The sequence below is a fragment of the Rhodococcus sp. C-2 genome, assembly GCF_027854095.1.
GTDB lineage: Bacteria > Actinomycetota > Actinomycetes > Mycobacteriales > Mycobacteriaceae > Rhodococcus_F > Rhodococcus_F qingshengii.
On sequence record NZ_JAQGFI010000004.1, the window covers coordinates 117,477 to 135,888 of the forward strand.

Genomic DNA, 18,412 nt, shown 5'->3' on the forward strand with positions numbered 1-18,412 from the left:
GCCGGGAACGACCCTTCAGCGGCCACTTCGCCGGACCACGTGAGAGCCCTCAGAATTTCGCCGGGGTTTGCGGAACGATCATGGCCACCAGAGCCGCCGCAGCCGTCGCGCCGACCAGGACTCCGAACGCGGCCATGTACGAGAACTGGTCCACCATCCATCCCATCACGAGGGGGGTGATGAAACCGGCGAGCTGTCCACAACCGTTGATCAAACCCATTCCGGAACCGAGGAATTCGGCAGGCAATGCCCGCAACGGGAGGGCGAAGATCGACATCGAGCACAGTCCGCTGACGCCCATCGCGAGGGTTTGATAGAACGTGAACATCGCGACGGTATCGGTGGTAGTCATCAAGAACAGCAGAATGGCGGAGGTGGCCATGCACGGAACGAGCAGAATGCGCGCGCTGTCGTGAAAGTACTTGTCCACCAGACGTCCACCGACGACGATGGCCAATGCCGTGACGATGAACGGGATCGCCGCGAAGATTCCCGTATCGATCAGCGAGAGCCCCTTTTCGTTGAGGAGGTAGCTCGGCACCCAGGTCAACAGCCCATATCCGGCCATGTTAGCCAGGCAGAACAGAAGTGCGAACTTCCAGACCGAAACGGACTTGAATACCGCGGCGCGTGAGTGTTCACTGGCGAGCGGTTGCAGTGCGGCCTCCGGATCTTCCGTGATCTCTGTGTCCAACGGCGCCGGGAGCACCAACCAGACGACTGTGCCGATCACGGCGCCGACTATGGCCACCAGACAAAATGCGTCCCGCCAACCGACGGCCATGAGAACTGGGGCGATGATCAATGGTGCGATGCCGGGGCCCAGGTTGTTTGCACCGATCATGAAGCCCATGGCCGTGGCGCGAGTTTTCGGACGGGTTCGCTCAGCCAGAGCTTTGAACGACGCTGCTGGGAAGAGACCCTGGCTGAGCCCGAACATCGCACGCATGACCATCAGCGAGACGAGTCCCCAGGCGAATCCTGTCAGTGCGGTGAACACCGACCACAGGATCAACGCAACGATCAACAGTGGCCGGGGTCCGAATCGGTCGGCCAGCATGCCGCCGGGGACCTGCCCGAGCATGTAAAAGATGGCGAAGATCGACACGACTCCGCCCAATTGCGTATTACTGAGGGAGAATTCGTCTCCGATCATCGGCAGTGCAAGCCCGATCATCACGCGATCTATCATGTCGATCATCCAGATCGTACTGAGCAGCCCAACAGTCATAGTCGTTGTTCGACGAATTGACTTGTTGTCCAATATGTTTTGTATCGACTTGCCGCCGCTATGCGAGGGTTCCTCAACTGTGGCGCGTTCCGACTTCATCATGCCTCCTGAATTGCGTTGTGCCGCATGGACTGATGAAGTGTGGCAGCGGACACGTAGGCCGCATTGGTCCGTTCGGCCAATAACCGACCGAATGTTTCGTCGGGCGGTGCAGCGTCACTCGGGTGAGATTCCGGGTGACGATGTCACCAGAGCTTTAACTGCACAAAGCTCTGTCCACGGTGTCTACGACGTGTTGCGTGGCGGACGCAGTCGTGGGAAGAGCAGTCACCGCAAGGTTTACGGCGCGCCCGTTGTCGGTGATGCCGCCGCGGGTCTCGTAACCGACTATGTCGCCGCCATGGCCCCAGTAGACCCCGCCGCACGAGAGAGTCCTGCTGGTGAGGCCGAGGCCGTACTCGAGTCCGGTGGGCCCGCCGACGTGGACGGTGGTACGCATCTGGTCGAGTTCGGCTGCGGGGAGCAGTCGTCCGTCGAGTAGCGCGTAGAGGAACTGGTTGAGGTCCGAGGTGGTGGAGATCAGCTGCCCTGCGGCCCATCCCCACGATGGGTCCATCTCTGTGACGTCACTCAGTGGGCTGTCTGGTGCGGTGCGGTGGTATCCCTTGGGATGGGGACCCCGGATGGTCATGTCTCCCGGGGATGGGAAGTAGGTGTCGCGCAGGCCGATCGGCGCGAAGATACGTCGATTCATCTCCTCGGCGAGGGGGCGGCCGGTAACCTTCTGTACGAGTAGGCCGGCCAGAATGTAGTTGGTGTTGCTGTACCCCCAACTCGTTCCGGGCGGTGCGTCGGCGGGGTGTTGGAACGCGACGTCGAGCAAATCGTGGGGGTCGGCGTAGCGGTATCTGATCTCTTCGTCATTGACGTGTATTCCGTAATCGGGGAGTCCGCTGGTGTGTTGGAGGAGTTGGCGGATGGTGATGTTGTGGCCGTCGATCCCGTCTCCGCGGACGAGTCCGGGTAGGTAGGTCTCGATGGGGGTGTCGAGTTCGATCTTTCCTTCGGCGACCAGTTGCAGGACCACTACTGCGGTGAAGGTTTTGGTGTTGCTGCCGATTCGTATCTGGCCGTTGGGGGGTACCTCTGATCCGGTGGTCAGGTCACCGACTCCTGCGGTGTAGTTGTGGGAGTTGCCGTTTCGGTCTTGGATGCTTGCGAGGGCGGCGGGTAGTCCGTCCTCGCTCACCAGTGCGTCGAGGGAGCGTTGAACCGCGTCGGACTCGGTGGAGGAAGAACCGACGGTATCGGGACTGAGGGCGGATGACGGCGAGCAGGACGCCAGCGTCATGGCACCGAGGGCCGCCGCGGCAACGACCGAAAAGGTCCGGTGCCGTTTGCGGTCCTGCCGGCGATCTGAGGAAGGGAAGCCCTTTCGAATATTGTTACGCATCAGTAGAACTCCTGAGGATTGGTAGGTTCGGGACATCGTTCGCTCGGGAAGAATTGTTGTTCGATGTTGCGTGCGAAGTCGTGCACGAACATGTTTCCTTCACTTCTCGCACATCGCTGCGTCGACAACTCGCTGTGCTGCTACGAAGGCGTCCTCGCTCATCGGGATGTGATTGAGGGTGAGAGTCACAGCGCGTCCTGTGGTATCGACTCCGCCCGAGGTGCCGAAGCCGGGAATTCCGCCGCCGTGACCCCAGATCTCCTTCCCGCAGGAGCTGTTCACGCGGACTAGTCCGAGTCCGTAGCTGTCCTGCGGGCTCCTGTCGAACGGCACGGTGTGTTTCATCTCGGCGAGCCTGTCATTCGAGACGAGATCGCCGCGTAGCAAAGCCGTGAAGAAAGTGTTGAGGTCGGCGCCCGTTGCGACCATCGCACCTGCGGTGTCGGCCCACGACACGTCGCCATCGGTGACATCGACCTGAATGCCGTCAATCGGGTGATAGCCCTGTGCATGAGAACCGCGGATCTGTGTCTCGCGGGAGGCGGGAAAATAGGTGTCCATCAGTCCGAGCGGATCGATTATGCGGGTGGTGATCTCCTGCGCGGCAGGGCGTCCTGTGACCTTCTCGATGAGCATCCCGAGCAGAATGTAGTTCGTGTTCGAATAGACAGCCTTGTCTTTGGCTGCCGGGCCGGGTGGAAGAGACATCGCGATATCGACCAGTTCAGTGGGGGAGAGTGCTCCGGTGGTTGTGCGCTTGTCCCCACCAGCAGCTGGCCGGGCTTGATGTCTTCCGGCCGTGCTCCGCCGGCGGCGAGGTAGTCCGTCAGTCCACTGGTGTGCTGCAAGAGATCTCGAATGGTGACTCGGTTGCCGTCGTTCCCGTTGCCTACGACCGTTCCGGGCAGGTAGTGCTCGATGCTCATATCGAGGTCGAGCAGTCCGTCGTCGACGAGTTGCATGACGACGGTCGAGACGAAGGCCTTTGTGTTGCTGCCGATTCGGACCCGCGCATCATCGGGGATAGGCTCGCCGGTGGCGGTGTTTCCCATTCCTGCACGAATGATGCGAGTGCCCCGCGACGGGTCGGAGATCACGAGTTGTGCGCCGGGGATCCCCTGCTCGATGACGCCGTCGAGCGCCTGTCGCACGGCAGCGTCGCTTTGCCGAGTGGAATCAGTGGAGTCAGTGGTGTCACCACATCCGCTCACGCCCAATATGAGGGCTGCAGCGGTGACTGCCGGAAGCACGGTGAGCAGGGGGCGACGTCGAAGGGTGGTCATTGGTTGTGGTCTCCTGTTCGTCGAATCTCGTGGTGAGTTCCACATGCAGAGAACAGTATTGACGTGCGTACGCGTCCTCCATGGTGCGAAGTGCAGTCTCTCGGTGGTGCGTGCCGGAGCGTACGGGGTGTAGCCGGCTGCACCTCGGAGTCCGGCGTCTCGCGGCCGATACTGTCGGTTTCACGAGCTATTTCGGAGTAGGCGGCCTTTGGTGATTGACAGGAGGCCTCAGCGACAAAGGGCGATATCCACCGCGTGTTCGAGTTTTCTCCGGGTGGCGTCGTCGACTACTTGCATGCTGACCGCGATGTTCGCTTCGCGTCCGTCGTCGGTAGCGCCCCCGCGTGTCTCGTATCCAGGGAAACTGCCGCCGTGGCTCCAGGACAGGCCGCCACACGGTAGCGGGCGGCTGACCAATCCAAGTCCGTAGCGGGCATCGGGTCCGAAGGTTTCCTCCGCGGGGACGGTAGTGCGCATCTGGTCGAGTTGGGCTGCGGGGAGCAGTCGTCCGTCGAGGAGTGCGTGGAGAAACTGGTTGAGGTCCGAGGTGGTGGAGATCAATTGCCCTGCGGCCCATCCCCACGAGGGGTCTATCTCTGTGATGTCGACGGGAGGCGCGTCCGATGACTCCCGGTAGTAGCCGCGGGGGTGAAGTTCCGAGATCTTCTCGTCGTATGGTTCAGGAAAGTATGTGTGCTGCAGATCGATCGGCGCGAAGATTCGCCGGTTCATCTCCTCGGCGAGGGGTTTTTCAGTGATCTTCTGTACGAGTAGGCCAGCGAGGACGTAGTTGGTGTTGCTGTACTTCCAACTCGTTCCGGGGGCGAAGTCGGCAGGATGTTCGAGCGCGATGTCGAGAAGTTCGCGTGGGTCGTAGTATCGGACTTCGTCTTCCAGGTAGTTGCTGTAGTTGGGGAGTCCGCTGGTGTGTTGGAGGAGTTGGCGGATGGTGATGTTGTGGCCGTCGATCCCGTCTCCGCGGACGAGTCCGGGTAGGTAGGTCTCGATGGGGGTGTCGAGTTCGATCTTTCCTTCGGCGACCAGTTGCAGGACCACTACTGCGGTGAAGGTTTTGGTGTTGCTGCCGATTCGTATCTGGCCGTTGGGGGGTACCTCTGATCCGGTGGTCAGGTCACCGACTCCTGCGGTGTAGTTGTGGGAGTTGCCGTTTCGGTCTTGGATGCTTGCGAGGGCGGCGGGTAGTCCGTCCTCGCTCACCAGTGCGTCGAGTGAGTGTTGAACCGCATCGTGCCGCGCAGCGACGGTATCGGCGGACGACGAGCACGCACCGAGGGTGACCACGCTGAGAGTCATTGCGACGGAACAGAGGGCGCGGTGCCGTTTCCGGCTTTGTCTTTGGGGTGAGGGAGGTTGGCCCTGTCGACTGTGGCGGCGCATCAGTAGAACTCCTTGGAGAGATTGATCGGTCTGGACACGATCCTGTCTGCTGGAGGATTGGTCGCGCATCGCTCCGACGCGGGAAAACCATCTCCCTCGATCGGGGGAGGCCATCGCCGAGCGGCCCAGTCATACTTGTCGAATCATGATCACCGGACTACGACCGCTGATGCGGGGCTCTACATACTCAGCTGTACTTTTCGCCTTTTGTGGTGTGTTGGCAAGCCTGCCACTTCTGGTGGTTGCGATGTTGCCTGCTCTCGCGTGGCAATCCGCACCCGAGTTCGTCCGGGTGCTTTCGGTCCTGCTCATATGGGTGACTTTGGTAGGAGCACTCGGCCTGGTGCATCCTGTGCGACGCGCGCTCATCGTTACTGCCCGCCGACTGCTGCAGGTGTCGCTGCCGAGTCCAGCGCTCGGACACCGTACTCCTAACCTCTCGGAGATTGATCGCTGGCGGGCCCCGCTCTGGATTGTCCTGCATGTCATGGTGGGTTGGCTGGCGGCGCTCGCGACCAGCGTCCTTTTCATCATGGGGATTTCGCTCCCGGGGAACTGGCTCGGCGGCACGGCGCGAATCAGTCTGTTCGATACGTCGGTTGACGTGACGGGTGGATGGACCTGGATCGTGGCGGCCGGCTGCCTCCTGCTTGCGGTAGGAATTTGTGTCCTGGTGGCAACACTGCTGAGATGGCTGGCGCCACGACTGTTGGGGCCGTCCACGGCTGAACGGCTCGCGCTGGCGGAAGAACGTGAACTGCAACTGGCCGAACGTAATCGGGTCGCTCACGAGTTGCACGACTCGATCGGACACACGCTCACCGCCGCCACGATCCAGGCGGCGGTGGCCGGCGAGGTGCTTGCCTCCGATCCTGCCGCAGCGAGGGCCGCCATGCGTAGCATCGAGGAGTCGACACGGGCAGCGCTCGAGGACCTGGACTACGTACTGGGTGTACTTCGCGAGGAGAGGCCTGGGGCTGTACCTTCTCGGACGCTGTCGGACTTGCCCGCGTTAATTGATCGGTTGCGGCATGCGGGGGCGGTTGTGGAGGTGAACCTGTCGGGTGACCTTTCACAGATCCAGGGGACACTCTCTCGCGCGGCGTACCGGATCCTGCAAGAGGGGACGACCAATGCTCTGCGGCACGGGGACAGCGGGCCGATCGAAATCACGGTGGCAGTCGGCTCGGAGAGCGTCGAGCTCAGAGTGGTCAACAGCATCGGGGCAGTGACCGGGGGAAAGGCAGACGTAGTTCGAAGATCAGGGCGCGGCCTGGCAGGTTTGGCCGAGCGCGTGCGACTCTTGAACGGTGAGTTCAAGGCTGGACCGGACGGAGCCCAGGGCTGGCGATTGAGTGTTCAGTTGCCGGTACGGGTGGCACGATGACCGAAGCCAATTGGAGTGAGGACGCCGCCGAACCTGCAAGCATGCCAGTCACCCTGCTGATTGCGGATGACGACGACGTTACCCGCAGCGGCCTGCGTATGCTGCTCGCAGCTCAGCCCGGGATTGTGGTCGTCGGCGAGGCTTCCGACGGTATCGAAGCAGTGGAGCTTTCGCGGCAACTTCGTCCGGATGTGGTGCTGATGGACGTGCGGATGCCGCTGCGCAACGGAATAGAGGCAACTCGGCACCTCCAGGCCGAGTGCACCGAACCGCCGAAAGTCTTGGTAATCACCACTTTCGAAAACGATGGCTACGTCACGGCCGCACTCAGTGCGGGCGCGAGTGGCTTCGTGCTGAAGCGGCTCCCAGTCCCGCAGATCGCAGCGGCAGTACGTGTGGTGGCGGCGGGCGAAGTGATCCTGTTCCCTGCCGCGCTACGCCGGATGGTTACGCCCCGCCCGTTGGTCTCCGCTGAGGCGTTCCCGAATGCAGCGCTGACAGCAAAGGAGGAAGAGGTATTGCGGTTGATGGCCACCGGGCTGTGCAACTCGGATATTGCTCAGGTTCTGGTTGTGAGCCTGGAGACAGTGAAAACGCATGTCGGGAACGTGCTGGCAAAGCTCGGTGCTCAGAATCGGACGCACGCTGTCGTCATCGCCTACGAGTCTGGTCTGGTGGTCCCGGGGTCAGGCACCGATATGGAACCCTGTGCAACTGGCGGTTGATTGCTTTTGTCAGCGTGACCCGGTGAGGATTCGCCGACTGAACCTACAGATCCGTTCCTCTTGCCGAAACGCTCCGAGGCGAAGTCACACCACCGGTCACCAGTGCGTACCGGGCACGAGTCGGGCGGCACGACGGCCGAGTTTGCGGATGCGCGAGCGCGAGTGGTGCTGTCGCGTCGGTGTTGCCGGAGCGTCTGCCGGAGTTTCCTTGTCTACCTGACCCTTTGCCGCCGGAGAATCGGGGAAGGCCTGGTACATCTGGTTGAGAATTCGGTCCTTGGTGTGCGGTGCGAACAGGGTTCCCAGATCACCCAGGGTTCCGAGTGGTACGTCGATGCGTTTGGGGCGGTCGATCAGCGCGCGGATCACCATTGCCGCAGCCTTTTCCGGGCTGGTGATCGGGCCGTTGTTGTATTCGCCGGTCGGAGCGATCATCGGTGTTTCGACCAGGGGCATGTGGATGGTCGTGAAAGTGATTCCGTCCGCCAGGGTTTCAGAGGCGGCTACGTCCGAGAAACCGTCGAGGGCGGCCTTGCTCGCCACGTAGGCCGAGAATCTAGGCGTTGCCGCCTGGACTCCCGCGCTGCTGATGTTTACGATGTGGCCGAAGCGGCGAGAACGCATGGTCGGTAACAAGGCGAGCACCAATCGCACAGCGCCGAAGTAGTTCACGGCCATCGTTCGTTCGTAGTCGTGGAAACGATCAGTGGAGTGGTAAATGCCGCGCCGGATGGATCGGCCGGCGTTGTTTACCAACATGTCTACGTGATCGTGTTCTGTCAGAATGCTTTTGATCGTGTGCTGGACCGACTCGTCGTCGGTGATGTCGCAGGGGTAACCGAACGCCTTGCCTCCGGCTGATCGAATCTCCTGTACTGCGGCATCGAGTTCGTCGGTGCGGCGTGCGATCAGGAGAACGGTGGCGCCCTTCTGAGCGGCGGCAATGGCCGATGCCTTGCCGATTCCGGAAGAGCCTCCGGTGATCAGAACGATCCGACCCACGAGCGGTCCTTCGGGACTGTTACGTCGTGCGCGATTGGGATCGAGGTTTGCGCGCCAGTACTTCCACAACACAGTGGAGTACGACCCGAACTCGGGGACCGCCAGTCCCGATCCGGCCAGGGCGGCAACGGTTCTCTCCGAGGTGAAGGTCGGCGCCATCGTCATGTTGTCGAGCAATGCTGCAGGCATGCCGATGCGATCGAGGAAGACCTTCCGTGCCGATTCTGCCGAGTCCATCGGCAAGGGCGAGACAAAGGGTTTGGCGATCACGCCCGGAAGGCTGAGTGCGGGCCGGGGTGCTCCGGCGGCCTTGGCGAGTCCGGCATAGATTTCGCGTACCGGTTGAGGTTTCGGATTCACGAGATGGAATGCTTCGCCGTCGTGGCCGGGCGCGTGCATCAATTCGACGAGGGCGGCGGCTACGTAATCGACGGGCACCACATTGGTTGCGCCGAGGTTGGGGATCGGGACGGGGAGTGCTGCAGGTAGTTTCGCGAGTAGCGCCAGTCCTGGAAACAAGTAGTACGGACCGTCGATCTTGTCCATCTCCCCGGTGACGGAGTTGCCGACCACGGCAGACGGCCGATAAACACGCCAGGTGAGGCCTTCTCGTTCTCGAACGAGCTTCTCGGCCTCGAACTTGGTTCGGTGGTAGGGCGTCGGAAAGCCTTGGCCGCAATCGAAATCGGTCTCGCTGAACGTGCCCGGATAGTCGCCTGCGACTGCGACCGATGACACGTGATGAAGGGTGGCTCCCAGTTTCGCAGCAAGTTCGACCACGGAGCGTGTGCCCTCGACATTCGTCGAAGCCTGCTCGTCTCCGGCGGTGATGTCGTAGATCGCGCCGAGGTGAAGGACGTGGTCGGCAGGTGGGGGAGAATCGATGCCCAGCCCAGGCTCGGTCAGATCTCCAATGAGCGGATGCACGCGATCGCCGCCGGGAATTGCCGACACCTGTTCTTCGAGTTTGGCGACAGAACCGGCTCTGACCAGCACATGGATCTGAGCAGTTTGATCACGCTCGAGCAGGAGTGGCAGTGCAGCTCGTCCGAGAAATCCGGTACCGCCAGTGACGATGTATGTGGCCATAGTCGGTAACTTACTCCAAAGTAAGATCAGCGGCTAGAGGGAAACGAACATCAATGCGTCATGACCCCGTCCTCGGCGTCGAAGTCGATGCCCGCGGAGATGATTCCGGAGAACAAGAACGCGACGGCAAGCGCAAGAGCGGGGATTGCAAGGATCCATTCGAAAATTGTCATGCTCCAAGTCTGACGAAATCAGCTTCGGAGAACATCGCCCTGCGGAGCGATTTAGACGATCGGGCAGTCATCCTCGAGGACGACTGCCCGATCAGGGAAATCCACTAGGTCTGTTGCTGAAGAGTTTCGGGCGCAGTGGGGTGCGCGCTCGTCCTTGCATCGCGTGACGTGATTTCGGATGAGATGTGGGCGGCCGTTGTTCCGAGGGTGTGAAGGCCATGCGCCGTCCGCCAGTAGACCGGCGCACCATCGTCGAGGCGATGGAGTGGCCAGGCCGGCAAACCCTAGGCCGGTTCAGCGCCCGACAAGTCCTCGACCGCATACGGGGTCGTTCCTTCGAACAGAACACCGATCCCGAAAGGATCGGCCATCTCGAGCCTTGACTCAGCGAACCGCAGCAGCCAGGTTCCGTCAGCCCAGATCACCGCCTCAGGTTCGCCGAACAGTGACTCCGTGGCGTCCAACTCCACGAGTTCGGAGTGGCGGAGGCCGAACTGTGGCCCACGCAGCTGTTGACGCAGGTAATCGGCGGCGACTTCGGCAAACTCACCGAACCGGGCCATCACGGTCGCAGCGAGCTCACACACCGCAGACTCCGGCACGGTGGCCGGCTCGATAACCAGACTCACCGGCCTGGAGTCACCGACCCCCTGGACATCGATGATCGATGTCCAGCACGCCAACGAATCGTCCGAGTCGACACGCGAAAACACTGCTGAGCCGACCACAACACTCTCAGGTAAGTCATCCACGACCCCTAGTCAAACACGGCTCTCCGCAGGATCCCAGGCACTCTTCAGCGACATGATCCAGTCGCGATCAGTGGCCGATGCCGACCTTCGCGTGAACCTTTTTCATCCAGACAGGAGCCCACCAGTTCGCTTCGCCCATCAACTTCACGAGCGAGGGCACGAGCAACATGCGGATGATGGTCGCGTCGACGATCAGCGCGACGATCATGCCGACGCCCAGGAACTTCATCACTGACAGCCCTGACATTGCGAAGGCCCCCGTCACCACTATCAGGAGTAAGGCGGCAGCCGTCACGATGCGGCCGGTGCGCTCGGTTCCGAACTTGACCGCTTCCTCTGTCGTCGCTCCCGCGTTCTTGGCCTCGACCATCCGTGACATCAGGAAAACCTCGTAGTCCGTGGACAATCCGAAGACCACCGCCAGGATGAGCACGACAAACGTAGCCTCCAGCGGAGTTTGACTGACCCCGAGGAGTTCGACGCCGTGTCCGTCCTGGAAGACGAAGGTGAGGACACCGAAGGTGGTCGCGAGACTCAGGGCTGCCATCAGAACCGCCTTGATCGGCAGCACCACCGAACCGAACGCGAGGAACAACAGGATCAGGGTGGATCCGACCATGATGAGGATCATCACCGGTAGCCAGTGCAGGACGGCGTTGTTGCCGTCGTCGACCATGGCTTGACCGCCGCCGACAAGCAGCACCGTTCCGTCGGGAGCGGAGATCGCACGCAGATCTGTCACTGCGGCGCTCTGTGATTGGGGTGTAGAGCCCTCGCTGTAGAGAGCCTGAACCGCGACGAGTTGATTGGTGCTCGCGACGACGGTCGCCTGACCGATGCCCTCGACTCGACCGGCGGACTCGGCGATCGCTGCACCTTCGGCCGGGGTGAGAGTGTTCCCGTCCTCGGCCTGAAGGATCATCGTTGCGCCGTTTCCGGTTTGCGGGAAGTCGTTGACCAACGTGTCCATTGCGACGCGAGCGGGGTCGTTGTCCGGTAGTGCGGTGTACGAGAGTTCTCCCAGCCGGGCGCCGAGCAGCGGCGAGGCCATCACGAGCAGCACAGCCACGATCGTCACCGAGACTGCGACCGGACGCTTCATCACCCACGTGACGACGCGGCCCCAGAACTTGCGCGAGCGTTCCTCGCCGCGTTGCGCCGCATCCTTGCGCCACGTCAGGGCGTTGATGCGATGCCCCAGAATGGCAAGCAGCGCAGGCACAGCGGTCAGCGACAGGACGGCCGCGCTCAATACTGCGGCGATCGCGCCGAAGCCCAGAGACCGGATGACGGCCTGGGGGAATACGAGCATGCCGCTGAACGCACAGATCAGCAGTAGACCCGAGAACATGACGGTGCGACCCGCCGTCAGAACTGTCCGCTGAGCAGCCGCTCCCGGGTCCGAGCCCGAATTCAGTTCTTCACGGAACCGACCGACCACGAACAGTCCGTAGTCGATGGCAAGTCCCAACCCGAGAAGAGAAGCGACGTTGATCGAGAACGAGGACACATCGGTGATCAGCGTGAGGATTCGCAGAACGGCCAAAGCGCTCAGGACACTGAGTACACCCACGAACACGGGCACGGCAGCGGCGACGATGCCGCCGAAGATAAAGACCAACAGCACCAGAGTGATCGGAATGGCGATGGCTTCGGCGACCACCAGGTCCTTCTCGAGCTTGGTGTTGAATGCGACGCCGACGACGGTGTTACCCGCGAATTGTGCCTCGGCACCTTCGACTTCGAGCTTCGGCAGGAGATCGGCGAAAGTGGCGGGCGTGACGCCCGAGTCCGGTGCCAACGTGATCGCAACGGCCGCCATGGATCCGTCGTTCGAGAGCAGGCTGGCCTTGGCCGCGGCGTCTGTTCCCCAATACGACTTCACCGACGCGGTCGGCACTTCCGTTTTGAACTGGTCGACGGCGGCCGTTACTGCCGGCCCGATGTCGTCGAGGGTCTTACCGTCGGTGGGTGAGTAGATCGCGATGATGTCCGGGGTCTGCGGTCCGAGATTGTCTTCGATGATGTCGGCGACCTTCGCGGAGTCGCTGCCCGGATCTATGAAGCCGCCCTGGCTGAGCTTGCCGAACACTCCGAGTCCCCACACCCCACTGATGAGAACTATCAGAACCGCGAGGCTCAGTACCCACCATTTCCGGGCGACGACGGTTTGGGCCCAGCGTGTCATGTATCAACTCCGGTGTGTGGGGGCGTCTGGCCAGATCGACTGTAGTGGGCGTTTGGTCTTGAATCGGAAACGTCATGCATACTGCTCGAAGCACTTGCAAGCCACGCGTGTGGGGGAAGCCGGTCCGAATCCGGCGCTGACCCGCAACGGTAGGTCGATTCTCGGTAGTCACCGAGTGTCGGCAAGCCCGATTACCCGCCGCGCGGTGTGCGACATCCATTCGTCGTGGTCTACGAAAAGGAAGTCCAGCAGGAGCTCTGGCCGAGGATCAGCGTGCGGGCGGAGTTGTCTGTCGGATTCTCATTCGTGGCTCAGAGCCCTTACGAGTTCCCCGTGTCACTTCAGTTCTCCCCGTCCCGCGCCGCCGCTGTTCTCATCGCGGTCGCCTTGGTTTCGGCAGGTTGTTCCAAAGGTCAGGAATCAGAGTCGGCGTCTGCTGCGGAATCCTTCGCACAGCCGGTGTCCGTGACCAACTGCGATCGCGAGATGACCTTCGATTCGCCGCCGCAGCGCATCGTGTCTTTGAACGGACACGTCACCGAAGCCCTCATCGAGATCGGCGCGGGTGATCGGATTGTCGGGCGGGCGTACAGCGACAACCCGCCAACTGCCGAGACCGCCGATGTATTCAACAAGATTCCCAGCCTTTCCGATACGTTCCCCAGCATGGAGCAGGTCCTCGACGTCGATCCGGACTTCGTGGTCGGAGGAATGACCAGTGCCTTCAACGAGAAGCAGGGCCGTTCCCGAGACGCTTTCGGCGAGCGCGGAATCAACACCTTCTTGTTCTCCGAATACTGTGGCACCGGTTTCCCCGACATCGGATTGCTCGAGAACGACTACACGCAACTCGGTCGAGTCCTGGGCGTCGAAGATTCCGCCCGCGAGGTCGCAGAGGAGATCAGCGATGGTCTCGATTCCGTCCGCGCTTCGGTCGGAGACGCGGCGCCGGTACCGACCTTCTTCTACGACAGCGGTGACCAGGTTCCGACGACCATCGGCGGAGTCGGCGTCGGTCAATTGGTCGCGGAATACTCCGGCGTCTCGAACATCTTCGCCGAAGGGACAAAGCCCTACATCGACGCATCGTGGGAAGCTGTTGCCGAGCGTGCACCCCAGGCGATCGTGGTCATCGACTACGGCGACAAGACAGCCGAGCAGAAGATCGACTTCCTCCGTGCCCAGCCGTTGATGGCGACCACCCCTGCTGTGCAGCAGAACCGGTTCGTCGTGGTTCCTCTCGCTGACCTGTTCGAGAGTTCACGGTTGGTGCGTTCGGCACAGACCATCGCAACAGCCTTCCATTCAGGCGCTGACGCGGCGAAGTGACCCGCACGCGTTACGGGTACGGCGCCCTGCTTGTCGGCTTGGCGGCCGCCTTGGCGATCGTCCTGGGGTTGGCCGTCTCCTTGGGATCGGTTCGCATTCCCGTCGGTGACGTCTGGGCGATAGTCGGAGCCCGTTTGGCGCCAGGGACTTTCGAGACGTGGTGGACCGCGGCGCGGGAGTCGATCGTGATCGACTCCCGCCTGCCACGTGCACTCACTGCCGCGGTGGTGGGTGCTTCGTTGGCGATGTCGGGTGCTGTTGCTCAGGCTGTCACACGGAATCCTCTTGCCGACCCGTATCTGCTCGGAGTCTCGTCGGGCGCGGGATTCATGGTGGTGCTCGTGTCGGTGCTGGGTTTCGGCGCCGGCCTCCTCGGGGTTTTCACGATTCCGGTCGCAGCATTCGTCGGGGCGATGATCCCGTTGTTTCTCGCACTGCTGATCGGCGGCCGGTATCCGCAGCCGACCGCGATCATTTTGGTGGGTGTCGCGCTCGCCCAGATATTCTCGGCGCTCATCACCTTTTGCATCCTGGTATTGGCCGATGATCGGCACGTGACGTCGGTGATGCACTGGATTGCCGGCGGATTCGGTGATGCACGATGGTCGACGCTGATCTTCCCGACGATCACACTGGCCGTCGTCGGCACAGCCCTTCTGTTCAGTTCGCGATGGATGGACGTTTTGCAGACCGGTGACGACGGGGCTGCTGCACTCGGTATGAACGTCCGACGGTTCCGTGTGTTGTCCTTGCTCGCGGTCTCCGTACTGGCGGGCGCAGCAGTCAGCGTTGCCGGTGGAATCGGTTTCATCGGTCTGCTGATCCCGCATCTGGCCGGCTTCATCGTCGGCACCAGAGCAATTCGACTGCTCCCTGCTGCAGCCCTGCTGGGCGCCGTCGCGATGGTTGCCGCGGATACCGCTGCGCGCTCGGTGGCACAATCCACTGAAGTTCCGGTCGGAGTGATCACGGCCCTCGTGGGTGCACCGATCTTCGTCTGGATGCTCTACCGGCAGTATCGGAGGCTCGAACAGTGACACAGGCCAGAACAGTGACACAGGCCAGAACAGTGACACTCCCGAAAGACTCCGAAACTGCGCCCCTGCTCGAACTCGTCGAGACCCGGGCGCGGCTCGGAAATCGCGAAGTGTTGCGCGGCATCACTTTCGCAGTCAAGTCCGGTGAAATATTGGGCTTGGTCGGGCCGAACGGCAGTGGCAAGACGACGGCGCTGCGCTGCTGCTACAACGCTTTGACGCCGACAGGTGGCGCAGTTCTGATCGATCAAGTCGACTCGACGACGCTCTCGCGTAAGGACATCGCCCGAACTGTCTCGGCAAGTGTTCAAGAACCCACTGTCTCGGCAGGACTTTCGGTTCGTGAATCGATCGCGCTCGGACGAACTCCGCACCGCAGCTGGTTGGACCGAAGCACGGAGCGCGATACCACCATCGTGGACCGGTGCATCGAGCAGGTCGGTTTGGTCGAGCTTGCCGGACGAGACGTATCGACCCTGTCGGGTGGTGAGCGGCAACGTGTCTCGATAGCTCGCGCATTGGCTCAGGAGCCCAAGGTTCTGTTGTTGGACGAGCCGACCAATCATCTCGATCTTCGTCACCAGTTGATCGTGATGGAACTGCTTACCGAACTTGCGTCGGCGGGGCTCGCAGTTGTGGTCACGATGCACGATCTACGGTTGGCAGTCGAGTACTGCGACAACCTTGCCGTGCTCACCGAAGGTGAACTCCGCGCGTGTGGGTCTACGGTCGAGGTGTTGGACGAGCCGTTGTTGGCCGAGGTTTTCGGCATCAGGGCGCGAGTCGAACGCGGAGTACGTCCGCGGATGGAGATATTGGGGCTGGCATGACGGAATCGGTGGCCGGGATCTACGCCCGTATGGCAGTAGCTGTGCCGTTCTTCGACAACCTGAGCGCGTATCCGGATACGGTGCCCGCGGTGTTGATGACCGACCCCCAGTGGTTGGCAGCACGTGTCGCCGATACGGCAGAGCGATGGGGGAGTGCGGACAGTCGAGTGAACGGCACGTTGTGGTGGTACTCGGCCAGCTCGACGCTGACCGGCATTCCGATCGGAACCGGGATGGTCACCGGATTCGCGGCTGATCCATCGTTGGACGGTGGGCGGATCTTCTTGCGTGACAACGGCTATCTGGGCGGTTTTGCTGCCGGATCGGTCATTCCGATCTCGCGGAGTGTGGCGGAGTTGGGCCACGCGATGTTCCGCTCGCTCAATCCCGTGATCGAGGTACTCGCCGAGGTGTCCGGCGTTCGGCAGCAGGCGCTGTGGGCGATCACGACGGACTCCATCGCCAATCGCAGCCTCGATGCCGCCGGTAATGCGCGGGAGCGCGGAAGTGCATTTGCGGCTGGCCTGATCGAAGTTCTCCGCGGTGAGAACCCGGGCATTCCGGTCCCGCGTTTCGTGGACGTGGATCGCAGAGAATCTGCTGTGCGCGTAAGTAATCCATTGACGCCGGTGGCATTCGGGCGACGCAGATTCACGCAGCGGGCGTCGTGCTGCCTGATCTACGAGGTACCCGGTGAAGGCAAATGCACCAGTTGCCCGAAGCGCGCACCCGAAGATCGGGTGCGCGCCTTGGCCGCTCTGGTGTGACTGTGGGTGGACGGATTCAGGTGTTATCGGATCAGTGAGCTGCGACCTTGGAACGGTCGAGTCCCAGCGCGTCGGTCATCGTGAAGAACAGGTCCGTCTGGTCCGTGAGACCGCTGACGTTGGCCGCATGCGGGCCGAAAGCTGCTACGCGCAACTGAGTTCCGGTGTGTCCTTCGGACTCGACGGCCGGATCCTCGGACGTTCCGTAGCTGATCGTCATCTCCGAGCCGTCCTTCGTGGTCAGCTTGCGGGTCAGTCCGGGGTAGACGATTTCCTGGGCGCGCTCGACCGGGATGTTCTGGTCCTTGGCGATGGTGGCGATGTCGTCGGCGCTGACATTGGTGACGATCTGGCTGGTGTGAGCGTGGTCGGCTGTGACGATGACCAGGGTTTCTCCGTCGGTCTTCGCAAATTCGAGTGCCTTCTGCACAGCTTCGTCGAGGTCGACGGTTTCACCGATCTGACCGCATGCGTTGGCTGCGTGATCCTGCTTGTCGATCGAGGCACCTTCGACCTGGAGGAAGAATCCGTTGTCGTTGACCTTCAGTAGGTCGATGGCCTTCTGAGTCATGTCCGCGAGCTTGGGCACGTCGGAGGTTCGCTTGGGGTTGTCGACGCAGGTTTCGGCGGGCTGCAGGTAACCGTCGCGGGTGGCGACGGATCCTTCCCAGCGGACGGGCATGTTGCCGTCGGCGAACAAGCCGAGCACGGGTGCATCCTGATCGGCCTTGCCGACCTCGTTCATCTCGGCGGCGTTCTTCACCAGCTGGTAGCCACGGGCGGCGGCCTGCTCATTGAGTGTCTTGCCCTGCCAGTCACCGGCTTTCGCGGTCTCAGCGAAGGACTTGGCGCCGCCGGCGAAGGTGACGTCGGCGCGGGTGTCGAGGAGTTGTTCGCTGATCGACCCTTTGCCGCCGTTCTCGAGGGCGTTCTCCGGGCAGGACTTGGACGTTGCCTCCGGTCCGTAGCACTTGCGGCCACTGACGTGCGCGACCTGCACTGCGGGGGTGGCGTCCTGCACCTCGGCGGTGGAGACGTTGCCGGTGGCCTTGCCGTTCGCCTTGGCGATCTCGAGGACGGTCGACTGGGCCTGACCCTTGATGTCGACGGAAATCGCGCCGTTGTAGGTCTTGGTGCCGGTGGACCATGCCGATCCGCTGGCTGCGGAGTCGGTGACGTAGTCGGGCTTGCCGTCCTTGGTCAGTGCGTAGTGCGTGTACTGGCCGGTGATCGGCAGGGCGTCGAGGCCGGGGAAGCTGCCCGCAGCGCCTTCGGCGTAGTTGCGTGCGGCGGTGATCTCCGAGTCGCCCATGCCGTCCCCGATCAGGAGGATGACGTTCTTCGCGCCGGAGGCATTGACGGCGTCGCGCACTGCGGCCGACTGATCACCGTCGATGCGACGAGCGCCACCGTTCGAGGACAGTTCGCCGGTCGCGGCGCGATCGACGGTCGCGCCGTTCGAGCCGGTGGCCTCGTCGGCGCTGCTGCTGCAGCCGGCAGCGGCCAGAACGGCGACGGCGCCGGCGACGGCCGTCAACCTACGTGTGTTGCGCGAGAACGACATACGAGTAGTACTCCTGGAAACAGTATGGATGGAGATTATGAACGCCGCTAATGATCTGGGGCGAAAGTGAACGGAGTGCAGACATGCGTACATCTGAATGTGACGAAACGGTGAGGGTTGAGATTCGCTCTGTTGACTGTGGGTGAGTGACCTGTCAGACTGAATCTGCATCGAACATCAGTTCGATGCATGTGGTGCGTCTTC

Annotated in this window: 15 protein-coding genes, 1 pseudogene and 1 riboswitch; of the genes and pseudogenes, 6 read left to right on the top strand and 10 right to left on the bottom strand. The window is 62.0% G+C overall.

The features are described 5' to 3' along the window. Nucleotides 1-49: 49 nt before the first annotated feature. The 5 genes and pseudogenes from PCS43_RS09675 to PCS43_RS09695 all read right to left on the bottom strand — a co-directional run bounded on the left by PCS43_RS09675 (nucleotide 50) and on the right by PCS43_RS09695 (nucleotide 5,281). Nucleotides 50-1,201 carry an MFS transporter gene (locus PCS43_RS09675; RefSeq protein ID WP_270923025.1) on the bottom strand — a complete coding sequence of 384 codons (1,152 nt, stop codon included), beginning with the start codon at nucleotides 1,199-1,201 and terminating at the stop codon, nucleotides 50-52. A 286-nt stretch (nucleotides 1,202-1,487) separates the two neighbouring features. Continuing rightward, nucleotides 1,488-2,684, bottom strand: coding sequence for a serine hydrolase domain-containing protein (locus tag PCS43_RS09680; RefSeq protein WP_230359677.1), 1,197 nt, complete (start codon nucleotides 2,682-2,684; stop codon nucleotides 1,488-1,490). Nucleotides 2,685-2,783: 99 nt separating this feature from the next. Next, on the bottom strand, nucleotides 2,784-3,392 hold the full coding sequence (locus PCS43_RS09685; RefSeq protein WP_245361423.1) for a serine hydrolase domain-containing protein: 609 nt from the start codon (nucleotides 3,390-3,392) through the stop codon (nucleotides 2,784-2,786). Nucleotides 3,393-3,463: 71 nt separating this feature from the next. Then, nucleotides 3,464-4,012: pseudogene (locus PCS43_RS33435) on the bottom strand (serine hydrolase); the annotation flags it as partial. A gap of 183 nt (nucleotides 4,013-4,195) precedes the next feature. Continuing rightward, the gene (locus PCS43_RS09695; RefSeq protein WP_230359678.1) at nucleotides 4,196-5,281 is read right to left on the bottom strand and encodes a serine hydrolase domain-containing protein; all 1,086 of its coding nucleotides are present in this window, start codon (nucleotides 5,279-5,281) and stop codon (nucleotides 4,196-4,198) included. A 301-nt stretch (nucleotides 5,282-5,582) separates the two neighbouring features. On the opposite strand from PCS43_RS09695, the gene PCS43_RS09700 reads away from it, so the two are divergent. Continuing rightward, on the top strand, nucleotides 5,583-6,752 hold the full coding sequence (locus PCS43_RS09700; protein ID WP_231915718.1) for a sensor histidine kinase: 1,170 nt from the start codon (nucleotides 5,583-5,585) through the stop codon (nucleotides 6,750-6,752). Beyond that, complete coding sequence (locus PCS43_RS09705; protein WP_245361425.1) at nucleotides 6,749-7,477, top strand: response regulator transcription factor; 729 nt, start codon at nucleotides 6,749-6,751, stop codon at nucleotides 7,475-7,477. The genes PCS43_RS09700 and PCS43_RS09705 overlap by 4 nt, the downstream gene beginning before the upstream one ends. A gap of 96 nt (nucleotides 7,478-7,573) precedes the next feature. Here the strand turns inward: PCS43_RS09705 and PCS43_RS09710 are convergent, their stop codons facing one another. From PCS43_RS09710 to PCS43_RS09725, 4 genes are all read right to left on the bottom strand, one after another. Next, complete coding sequence (locus tag PCS43_RS09710) at nucleotides 7,574-9,568, bottom strand: SDR family oxidoreductase (protein WP_208689687.1); 1,995 nt, start codon at nucleotides 9,566-9,568, stop codon at nucleotides 7,574-7,576. 50 nt (nucleotides 9,569-9,618) lie between these two features. Continuing rightward, a complete protein-coding gene (locus PCS43_RS09715) occupies nucleotides 9,619-9,741 on the bottom strand; it encodes a hypothetical protein (protein ID WP_003940840.1) in 123 nt (40 codons plus the stop codon). Between the two features lie 284 nt (nucleotides 9,742-10,025). Beyond that, nucleotides 10,026-10,493, bottom strand: a complete 468-nt coding sequence (locus PCS43_RS09720) for a hypothetical protein (RefSeq protein WP_231915037.1) — start codon at nucleotides 10,491-10,493, stop codon at nucleotides 10,026-10,028. 67 nt (nucleotides 10,494-10,560) lie between these two features. After that, nucleotides 10,561-12,681: an MMPL family transporter gene (locus PCS43_RS09725; RefSeq protein ID WP_007727439.1), complete on the bottom strand. Its 2,121-nt coding sequence runs from the start codon at nucleotides 12,679-12,681 to the stop codon at nucleotides 10,561-10,563. Between the two features lie 71 nt (nucleotides 12,682-12,752). Next, nucleotides 12,753-12,898: riboswitch (cobalamin riboswitch) on the top strand. A 116-nt stretch (nucleotides 12,899-13,014) separates the two neighbouring features. On the opposite strand from PCS43_RS09725, the gene PCS43_RS09730 reads away from it, so the two are divergent. From PCS43_RS09730 to PCS43_RS09745, 4 genes are read left to right on the top strand one after another with little or no spacing between them, the layout of a single operon-like run. Next, complete coding sequence (locus PCS43_RS09730) at nucleotides 13,015-14,010, top strand: ABC transporter substrate-binding protein (protein WP_042449828.1); 996 nt, start codon at nucleotides 13,015-13,017, stop codon at nucleotides 14,008-14,010. Further along, nucleotides 14,007-15,047 carry a FecCD family ABC transporter permease gene (locus PCS43_RS09735; RefSeq protein ID WP_209908092.1) on the top strand — a complete coding sequence of 347 codons (1,041 nt, stop codon included), beginning with the start codon at nucleotides 14,007-14,009 and terminating at the stop codon, nucleotides 15,045-15,047. Before PCS43_RS09730 ends, PCS43_RS09735 begins: the two co-directional genes overlap by 4 nt. A 32-nt stretch (nucleotides 15,048-15,079) precedes the next feature. After that, a complete protein-coding gene (locus tag PCS43_RS09740) occupies nucleotides 15,080-15,877 on the top strand; it encodes an ABC transporter ATP-binding protein (RefSeq protein WP_081305329.1) in 798 nt (265 codons plus the stop codon). Beyond that, on the top strand, nucleotides 15,874-16,644 hold the full coding sequence (locus PCS43_RS09745; protein ID WP_003940787.1) for a (2Fe-2S)-binding protein: 771 nt from the start codon (nucleotides 15,874-15,876) through the stop codon (nucleotides 16,642-16,644). Before PCS43_RS09740 ends, PCS43_RS09745 begins: the two co-directional genes overlap by 4 nt. A 31-nt stretch (nucleotides 16,645-16,675) precedes the next feature. Here PCS43_RS09745 and phoA read toward each other — a convergent pair whose 3' ends face one another. Then, nucleotides 16,676-18,208: an alkaline phosphatase gene (gene phoA / locus PCS43_RS09750; RefSeq protein WP_003940796.1), complete on the bottom strand. Its 1,533-nt coding sequence runs from the start codon at nucleotides 18,206-18,208 to the stop codon at nucleotides 16,676-16,678. Nucleotides 18,209-18,412: the final 204 nt, after the last annotated feature.

Coding starts and splice junctions, on each gene's coding strand:
- PCS43_RS09675 (WP_270923025.1), bottom strand. CDS start 1,201: ATGATCGACATGATAGATCGCGTGATGATCGGGCTTGCACTGCCGATG.
- PCS43_RS09680 (WP_230359677.1), bottom strand. CDS start 2,684: ATGCGTAACAATATTCGAAAGGGCTTCCCTTCCTCAGATCGCCGGCAG.
- PCS43_RS09685 (WP_245361423.1), bottom strand. CDS start 3,392: ATGTCTCTTCCACCCGGCCCGGCAGCCAAAGACAAGGCTGTCTATTCG.
- PCS43_RS09695 (WP_230359678.1), bottom strand. CDS start 5,281: ATGACTCTCAGCGTGGTCACCCTCGGTGCGTGCTCGTCGTCCGCCGAT.
- PCS43_RS09705 (WP_245361425.1), top strand. CDS start 6,749: ATGACCGAAGCCAATTGGAGTGAGGACGCCGCCGAACCTGCAAGCATG.
- PCS43_RS09710 (WP_208689687.1), bottom strand. CDS start 9,568: ATGGCCACATACATCGTCACTGGCGGTACCGGATTTCTCGGACGAGCT.
- PCS43_RS09715 (WP_003940840.1), bottom strand. CDS start 9,741: ATGACAATTTTCGAATGGATCCTTGCAATCCCCGCTCTTGCGCTTGCC.
- PCS43_RS09725 (WP_007727439.1), bottom strand. CDS start 12,681: ATGACACGCTGGGCCCAAACCGTCGTCGCCCGGAAATGGTGGGTACTG.
- PCS43_RS09745 (WP_003940787.1), top strand. CDS start 15,874: ATGACGGAATCGGTGGCCGGGATCTACGCCCGTATGGCAGTAGCTGTG.
- phoA (WP_003940796.1), bottom strand. CDS start 18,208: ATGTCGTTCTCGCGCAACACACGTAGGTTGACGGCCGTCGCCGGCGCC.